This window comes from Stenotrophomonas sp. SMYL8, assembly GCF_036320065.1.
GTDB lineage: Bacteria > Pseudomonadota > Gammaproteobacteria > Xanthomonadales > Xanthomonadaceae > Stenotrophomonas > Stenotrophomonas maltophilia_A.
The window spans coordinates 57635-65926 of sequence record NZ_JAWIRR010000008.1 but is presented as its reverse complement, the minus strand read 5'-3'; the positions used below and the strand labels follow the sequence as shown (position 1 = coordinate 65926).

The following is an 8292-nucleotide window of genomic DNA, read 5'->3' as shown; positions in this document are numbered from 1 at the left end:
GCCCGCCCCCCCCCCCCGCCCCCGCCCCCCCCCCCGCCCCCCCCCCCACCCCCCCCCCCCCCCCCCCCGACTCTACATTTCAGGGTTCGGTATACCCCGCGCAATCCGGCAGCGCCTGGTCGGGGTGGAATACCCCATCGCTGAAGCGGAACAGCCGCGTGTAGGTGCACGCCGGGTCCTGCTCGGTGCGCAGATCCTGCTTCTTCAACGGCCCCTTGGCCAGCGAATCCTCGAAGCGCGAAACACCGGCCGGGAACCGGGTCGCCACGGTCTGGTAGCGCAGCACCGGCATGCCCTCGGCGACCGTATCCAGCGCCAGCTTCGCCGAGAAGCCGTATTCGTCATGGCAGGCACCTGCGCGCTGCTTGATGTCCTGTTCGCTGAAACAGGCGCGGATCATCGCATTGCCCAGCCATGGCACGGTCAACACGTCGTCGTCCACCTGGATGTCGTCCTGCAGGTGGCGCACGCGTGCCAGTTGCAGCGTGGATGCGTCGGCACCTCCACCGGAGTACATGGCGCTGAACGTGACGATGCCACCCACCAGCACATTCTGGCGGGCGCGCTGCTGCGGGTCGGTCACCGGTTCATCGCTGCCCACGCCAGGTGCCAGCCGCACGATCCACGGCCACAGCGACAGCTCGCTTTCCTGCGGCACGTCGATGCTGACGTGGTAGGTGTGTGGCGTGCCCTGGCCCGGTTCCTTCTCAAGTACTTCCAGCACGGTCGGCCGGTCACCATCTTTGGCAACCGGCTGCACGCGCACGCACCAGTTGCCGTCCCGCGTGCACTCGTAGAGCCCCACCGGCCCCGTCTCACTGGCGATCAGCACCTGCCCCAACGGCTCCATCACGTTGCCCGCAGCGTCACGCTGCTGCGGCAGGATTGAGCCCTGCGCCAGCGCCAGCATCGGGGTGGCCAGCAGTGCAACGCACACGGTCGTGCGGGCAAGGACGGGGGGCATGGATGAGATTCCTGCTCGTGGAATCAAGATGGTAGCGCAGGAATAACGGAACGATCGCGACCAGCCCGGTGAACCGGAACCCAAGCGGCACACTACCTGTCAGAACGGCGCTCCCAACTACGCCCCTCCAGCAGTACGGAGAATGGCCGGGGGAGCGAAGCCGTCATCAGTTGACGACTCGAGATTCTCACCATCCCAGCTTGCCTGAGTGATCCACTCCACAGCCTTCTCAGCGAAGTCAGCGAAAGTGGGAGCAAGAAGGTACTTGGTGTCTTCATCCGCACCAAAGGCAATCATCTGTCCTTCAGCACCGTCAATGTCGGGGTCGAAATCCAATCCCATGTGATTGCCGCCACCATCGTGAGTCAGCGGTATCCAACGTGCATTGGTATACATCGGCTTCACCACCCCCGCAGGACTGGACTTCATGAACTCCGCGCAGTCCTCGTTCATGCCGTCGGCCTCGATCTCACGCCAACCCTGCCACTGCCGCCTGATCTCCATGGACGAGAGCATCTGAGTGCCGAACAGAAGCCCGGCCCCATCCTGCCCGTCGTGAATCATCAGCAGCTGCCTGAGCAGATCTGGCAAAGCGACTCCAAGCTGAGCTTCCAGTTCAACCAGCTCGCTTTCGGAAGCTCCCGGTCGCAACTGCACTTCATCCAGACAATTCTTCTCGTGAAGCGACGCTTTGATGGACGCCCATATCTGATCTGCACTCTGCATTGGTTCTGTATCCGTTTCAGCCAAGACCTCAGCCTAGTGCGAACCCGATCAGTGATGAATGCAAGAGATCCGAATTTTCAGAGAGTGCGCCGCTAATGCCCACTACAGTCGCAGCCACCCCACCCCTTCGCCTTCGACGTCTGGCCGATACCCGGGTTGAAGGTATTGCTCGGGTCCAGCTGCCTGTAGAACCCGGCCAGCGCCGGCTTGGCCGGGTACAGGTGGCCGACGTTGTGCTCGGCTGGATACTCGGCGCCACGCTGGTCCAGCAACGCCCACATCGCATGCTCGATCGCCATCGGGTCTTCGCCTTTGCGCGCGATGTAGTCCTGGTGGAATACGTGGCACAGGAAGTGCCCGTAATATAGCTTGTGCAGCAGGCGGCCATCGATATCGACCGGCAGCTGCTCGAACCAGTCGGCATCATCGCGGCGCAGGGCGATGTCCAGCGCGACGATGTCCTGCACCTGGTCGCGGTGTACCTCGCGGTAGCGCACCGCGGCGCCGGCCACAGCGAAGCGATGCAGGAACGCCTTGCGCCCCTCATCGGCCGTGCAGTGGAAGTAGCCGCCCTCATGGTCGGCGAAGAAGCCGCGCAGCCAGGCCTCGGTTTCCGCGGCGTCCTGCGCGGAGACCTTCAACAGCAGATGATGCTCGTAGCGCTGGCGGAACTCGCCCATGCGCTTGGGCAGGTGCGAGGGCAGCAGGCCGGTCAGCACCTGCATCACCCGGTCGGTCACGCCGCGCAGGCCCAACCGCTCGAACCAGCCATCGACGCGGCTCTTCAGTGCGAAGGCGGCCGGCACGCGGGCGGTGCCAAGGCGGTCGATCAGCAGGAAGCTGTCCTTGCCGTAGCGTTCGCCGATGTCATAGGCATCGCGGTGGATGTACTCGCCGGCAATCGGCAGGCGTTCGAAGCCGGTCAGCAGCTGGCGCCGGATCGCGGTCAGGCTGTCGGTGTGGTTGCTGCCGATGTAGAAGACTTCGGCCGCCTCCTTCTCGAAGGTATCCAGGCGCACCGCGAATACTGCCAGCTTGCCGGCAGACCCGGCGGCCTCGAAGTGGCGGCTGGGGTCGGCATTGAAGCGTGCCGGCGTATCGGCATCGACCCGGCGCACTTCCTCGGCGTAGCGTGGATCGGAGGCGGCGCGGCCATCGCCGTCCCCAACGTCGGCAGCACGGTAGTCGCCAGCTTGCAGGCGCTGCAGGATCTGCTCGGGCGTATCGCCCAGCGCGATGCCCAGATGGTTGACCAGCTGCAGCTGGCCCTGCGCATCGACCTGCGCATACAGTGCCAGTTCGGTGTAGGCCGGGCCACGGCGCACCAGCGCGCCGCCGGAGTTGTTGCAGATGCCACCGAGTACCGACGCACCGATGCAGGACGAGCCGATCACCGAATGCGGTTCGCGGCCCAGTGGTGCCAGCGTCTGCTCCAGGCGGTCCAGCGTCGCGCCAGGCAGGCACAGCACCTGGCGGCCCTCGTTCAACAGCTGGATGCCGGTCATGCGCAGCGTGCTGACCAGCACGATCGGACGCCCATAGTCGTTGCCATCCGGGGTCGAGCCACCGGTCAGGCCGGTGTTGGCCGCCTGCAGGATGATCGCTGCCCCGCCCTGCACCGCCGCCTGCAGCACACGCCACAGCTCCAGCAGCGTCCCCGGGCGCACCACCGCCAGCACCGGGCCGTCGCCGAAACGGTAGCCACGGCGGAAACGGCGGGTGGCCTTGTCGCCGGTCAGTACATGGCGGTTGCCGACCGCATCGCGCAACTGCGCCAGCACGGCATCGTGGCCACTCACGGCAGGTTGACCAGCGAATCGCGGCCGATGTCAGCGATGCGGCGCGCACCGGTCAGTGTCATCGCCACGCGCATTTCCTTGGCAATCAGGTCCAGCAGGTTGGCCACGCCGGCCTCGCCCTGCGCTGCAAGTGCATAGACGAAGGCACGGCCCAGCAGCACGGTATCGGCACCCAACGCCAGCATGCGCACCACGTCCAGGCCGGTGCGGATGCCGGAATCGGCGAGGATCTTCAGGTCGCCCTGCACCGCATCGGCAATCGCCGGCAATGCACGCGCGGTGGACAGCACGCCGTCGAGCTGGCGGCCACCGTGGTTGGAGACCACGATGCCATCGGCGCCGAACTTGACCGCATCACGTGCGTCATCCGGGTCGAGGATGCCCTTGATCACCATTGGGCCCTTCCAGAACTCGCGGATCCATTCCAGGTCCTTCCACGAAATGGAGGGATCGAAGTTGCTGCCGAGCCAGCCGATATAGTCCTCCAGCCCGGTCGGGTTGCCACGATAGGTGGAGATGTTGCCCAGATCATGCGGACGGCCGAACAGGCCGACGTCCCACGCCCAGTGCGGATGGGTGATGGCCTGGCCGATGCGGCGCAGCGAGGCATTCGGGCCGCTCATCCCCGAGTGGGCATCGCGGTAGCGCGCACCCGGCACCGGCATATCCACGGTGAACACCAGGGTGGTCACGCCCGCGGCCTGCGCCCGCTCCAGCGCGTTGCGCATGAAGCCACGGTCGCGCAGTACATACAGCTGGAACCACATCGGCCGCTGGATGGCCGGTGCCACTTCCTCGATCGGGCACACCGATACGGTGGACAGGGTGAACGGGATGCCTCGACTGTCGGCCGCGCGCGCCGCCTGCACCTCGCCGCGCCGGGCATACATGCCGGTCAGGCCGACCGGCGCAAGTGCCACCGGCATCGCCAGCGTTTCGCCGAACAGTTCGGTTTCCAGGCTCAGGTCGGACATGTTGCGCAGGATGCGCTGGCGCAGCGCGATGTCGGACAGGTCGGAAACGTTGCGCTTCAGCGTGTGCTCGGCATACGCGCCGCCATCGATGTAGTGGAACAGGAACGGCGGCAGCCGGCGTTGCGCTGCGGCACGGTAATCGGTGGAGGCGGAGATGATCATGGGGTCAACCGTGTGGGGAAGGTAGACGCGAGGCCCGCGCACGCCGGGCTTCGTTGTCATCGAGGGTGCGCAGCGTGGTGTGCACGAACTCGAGGTGGGCATGCGCGGCGGCGCGCGCGCGTTCGGGGTCGCCGGCAAGCACCGCGTCCATCATCTCGCGGTGCTGGTCAGACAACGGCGAGAAGGTCCTCGCCGAGGTGTAGAGCTTTTCGCGGCTCTGCGAGATGTTGGTCTGCAGCAGGTCGAACAGGCCGCGCATCACCTGCAGCAGCACCAGGTTGTGCGAGGCCTCGGCGATGGACAGGTGGAAGGCCGCGTCGGCCTCGGCTTCACCGGTGGGATCGTCCTTGCCGTGCGCGTCCATCATGGTCTGGAAGGCCTGCGCGATGCGCGTACGATCCTCATCGGTGGCGCGCAACGCTGCATGCCAGGCGGTGGCACCTTCCAGCGCGTGGCGGATCTCCAGCACGTCGAAGCGGTATTCCGGGTCGCCCTGGAACAGCGGCAGGTACGGCGCCAGCGGTTCATCCAGCGCCTGCCGCGCGCGCGCCGCGGGTTCGGCCACGTAGGTGCCGCCACCGACCCGTGCGGTCAGCAGGCCCTGGCTGGCCAACTGCGCGATGGCCTCGCGCAACGCCGTTCGCGAGACCCCCAGCTGCACCGCCAGGGTGCGTTCGGCCGGCAGCCGGTCACCCGGCTGCAGCCGATGTTCCTGCACCAGGCCGCGCAGCTGCGCGGCCACCTTGTCCGAAATACGTTGCATGCTCATGGCGTCATTGTGGCCCGAAGCGCGCAGCGGGTGGTCGGCTGACCGTGCATGGCTCAGGGAATCATCCAGGTCAGCCAGTAAGCCTGGGCCAGGGTGATCAGGCCGACCATCGTGGTGAAGATCAGGCTGTGCTTGACCGTGAAACGGAACAGGTCCGATTCCTTGCCGGCCAGGCCGACCGCCGCGCAGGCAATGGCGATCGACTGCGGCGAGATCATCTTGCCGGTCACGCCACCAGTGGTGTTGGCCGCCACCAGCAGCACGTCGGACACGCCGATCTGCTGCGCAGTGGTCGCCTGCAGTGCCGAGAACAAGGCGTTGGATGAAGTATCCGAGCCGGTCAGGAACACGCCCAACCAGCCCAGGAACGGCGAGAAGAACGGGAACGCATCACCGGTGTGCGCCAGTGCAAGCGCCAGCGTCGCCGAAAGGCCCGAGTAATTGGCGATGAAGGCGAAGGCCAGCACCATGCCGATCGAGTAGATCGGCATGCGCAGCTCACGCACGGTCTCACCGAAGGTCTGCAGCGCCGAACGGGCCGGCATGCGCAGCGCGATGATGGCGATCACAGCGGCGAGGATGATCGAGGTGCCGGTGGCCGAGAACCAGTCGAGCTTGTAGATCGCCTCGTAGCTGAGCGGTGCATCCACGATCGGCGGCATCTTCTGCACCATCTGGTCCAGGCCCGGCACCGGGATCTTCAGCACCCAGCTTTCCAGCGGGCCGTCCGCAGCGAAGAGCGACTTGAACGGTTTGATGCTCCACAGCGTGACCATCGCGGTGAGGATCAGGAACGGCGACCATGCCTTGGCGATCTGGCCGACGCTGTAGCGCGGCGCCTCCAGCGCCTGTGCGGCCGCCTCGGCGCTGGTTTCGGTATCGAAACGGAAGATCCGCACCGGCTTCCAGCGGCGCAGGAACAGCGTCAGGCAGACCAGCGAGGCCAGCGACGCGGTGATGTCCGGCAGCTCCGGGCCGATGAAGTTGGAGGTCAGATACTGCGCGATGGCGAACGAACCACCGGCCACCAGCACTGCCGGCCAGGTTTCCTTGATGCCGCGCCAGCCATCCATGATCGCCATGATCCAGAACAGCACGATGATCGTAAGGAACGGCAGCTGGCGCCCAGCCATCTGGCCGATCTCGAAGGCATCCAGACCGGTGACCTGCCCGGCCACGATGATCGGAATGCCCATCGCACCAAAGGCGACCGGCGCGGTGTTGACGATCAGGCACAGGCCGGCGGCATACAGCGGTTTGAAGCCCAACCCGACCAGCAGTGCCGCGGTGATCGCCACCGGTGCACCAAAACCGGCTGCACCCTCCAGGAAGGCACCGAAGGCGAAGCCGACCATCAGCATCTGCAGGCGCTGGTCCTCGGTGACCGACAGGATCGAGGCGCGGATGATGTCGAACTGCCCGGTCTTGACCGAGACTTTGTAGAGGAATACCGCGCCGATGATGATCCAGGCGATCGGCCACAGGCCGTAGACGAAGCCGAAACCGGCCGCTCCCAGCGCCTGGCTCAGCGGCATGCGGTAGAACAGCAGGGCGACACCGAGCGCGATGGCCACGGTGATCGTGCCGGCCAGCCAGCCCTTCATGCGCAGCACGGCCAGGGCGACGAAGAAGAACGCGATCGGCAGCAGCGCGATCAGGCTGGACAACCACAGGTTGCCGGCGGGGTCGTACAGGTGTTGCCAGGGCTGCATGAAGACTCTCGACTGGGGACGGGTTCAACACCGCAGGGGTGGGCGGTCATGGGCTCCAGCATTATTGGTAGTACCAATAATGGATTTATGGAGCCACTGGACGCAGATTGAACCGCTGATTGCGCGAAGAGCCTATTAGACCATAGGGCTAGAATCAATTATTGGTACGACCATTAAGACGGTTGAGACCGTGGCGCGCATCCACCACACTGGATCCTGCCCAATGTCCGGTACACGAATGACACTCGCCCCCACCCGCGACCTGCAGTCCATGCAGCAACAGGCAGCTGACTGTCTGGCCGGCTACGCTGAAGCGAACCTTCTCAATCATGCAGGCTTGGATGCGCTCATCGCCCACCTGCGCGCATATCCGGATTCGGGCGAACCCATGGCCCTGCCAGACTGGGATCAGGCAGGCTCAGAGCTTCAGATAGCGGGTCGAGGCGATCCATTGCCGCCATCTCTGTTGGGGCAGATCGCCACAGACAAGCACGAGGAGTTGAATGACCTGATCTGTTCCTGCGTTGAAGTGGGAATCGCAGATCTGTACGGCGCTACGACGGATGTTCCTGACCAGATGCTGGCCAGAGCACTGGCCATCCTGCAGCGCAACACTTCGCAGCAGACCTGACTGCTTCAACTCCGCCTTGGAATCACGATCAGATCCCCCGAAGGGACTCTGATCCCACTCCCTCAACCCCTTAGATCTTCTTCTCCAACCGCCGCATCACCGCCAGCACCAGCACGCACAGCACGCTCACCCCGATGGCAATCACGTACTTTCCTATGCCCACGGCGATGCCGATGGCCGCCGCCATGATCAGCGAGCTGGCCGTGGTCAGGCCGCTGACCTGATCCTCGCGTGACCCACGCAGAATGGTGCCGGCGGCAACGAAGCCGACGCAGGCGACCACGGCTTCGATCAGGCGCACCGGGTCGACCTGCAGCAGGTCGCGGTAACGCTCCTGCTGGAAATGCTCTGCCACTGAATCGCCGAGTCCAACAATCAGCGCAGCAGCGCCGGCAATCAGCATGTGGGTGCGCAGGCCCGCAGCGTGCTTGCCCATCTCGCGCTCGACACCGAGCACGCCGCCGAACAGCATTGCTGCGGCCACGCGCAGCAGGATCGAGACATCCTGGGTGAGTTCCATGGCAAAGGCTCCGGCGGTTTTTCCCGGAGCCTTGC

At 65.2% G+C, this 8292-nt stretch carries 8 protein-coding genes; 1 reads left to right on the top strand and 7 read right to left on the bottom strand.

What is annotated here, in order from left to right; translation table 11 throughout:
* Positions 1 to 79: 79 nt before the first annotated feature.
* The 6 genes from V3B25_RS09085 to lldP form a co-directional block, all read right to left on the bottom strand.
* The gene (locus V3B25_RS09085) at positions 80 to 964 is read right to left on the bottom strand and encodes a hypothetical protein (RefSeq protein WP_182266290.1); all 885 of its coding nucleotides are present in this window, start codon (positions 962 to 964) and stop codon (positions 80 to 82) included.
* 117 nt (positions 965 to 1081) lie between these two features.
* Positions 1082 to 1690, bottom strand: a complete 609-nt coding sequence (locus V3B25_RS09080; RefSeq protein ID WP_201116522.1) for an SMI1/KNR4 family protein — start codon at positions 1688 to 1690, stop codon at positions 1082 to 1084.
* 92 nt (positions 1691 to 1782) lie between these two features.
* The gene (dld, locus tag V3B25_RS09075; RefSeq protein WP_329810535.1) at positions 1783 to 3489 is read right to left on the bottom strand and encodes a D-lactate dehydrogenase; all 1707 of its coding nucleotides are present in this window, start codon (positions 3487 to 3489) and stop codon (positions 1783 to 1785) included.
* A complete protein-coding gene (gene lldD / locus V3B25_RS09070; protein ID WP_110712678.1) occupies positions 3486 to 4625 on the bottom strand; it encodes an FMN-dependent L-lactate dehydrogenase LldD in 1140 nt (379 codons plus the stop codon). Before lldD ends, dld begins: the two co-directional genes overlap by 4 nt.
* Before the next feature lie 4 nt (positions 4626 to 4629).
* Positions 4630 to 5394 (bottom strand): transcriptional regulator LldR, encoded by a 765-nt coding sequence (gene lldR / locus V3B25_RS09065; protein ID WP_154263819.1) that lies wholly within the window; start codon positions 5392 to 5394, stop codon positions 4630 to 4632.
* A 53-nt stretch (positions 5395 to 5447) separates the two neighbouring features.
* A complete protein-coding gene (gene lldP, locus V3B25_RS09060) occupies positions 5448 to 7106 on the bottom strand; it encodes an L-lactate permease (RefSeq protein ID WP_154263821.1) in 1659 nt (552 codons plus the stop codon).
* A gap of 238 nt (positions 7107 to 7344) precedes the next feature.
* Between lldP and V3B25_RS09055 the strand changes: the two genes are divergently transcribed.
* Positions 7345 to 7737, top strand: coding sequence for a hypothetical protein (locus V3B25_RS09055; RefSeq protein WP_049422813.1), 393 nt, complete (start codon positions 7345 to 7347; stop codon positions 7735 to 7737).
* 70 nt (positions 7738 to 7807) lie between these two features.
* Here the strand turns inward: V3B25_RS09055 and V3B25_RS09050 are convergent, their stop codons facing one another.
* A complete protein-coding gene (locus tag V3B25_RS09050) occupies positions 7808 to 8257 on the bottom strand; it encodes an MgtC/SapB family protein (protein ID WP_032129616.1) in 450 nt (149 codons plus the stop codon).
* Positions 8258 to 8292: the final 35 nt, after the last annotated feature.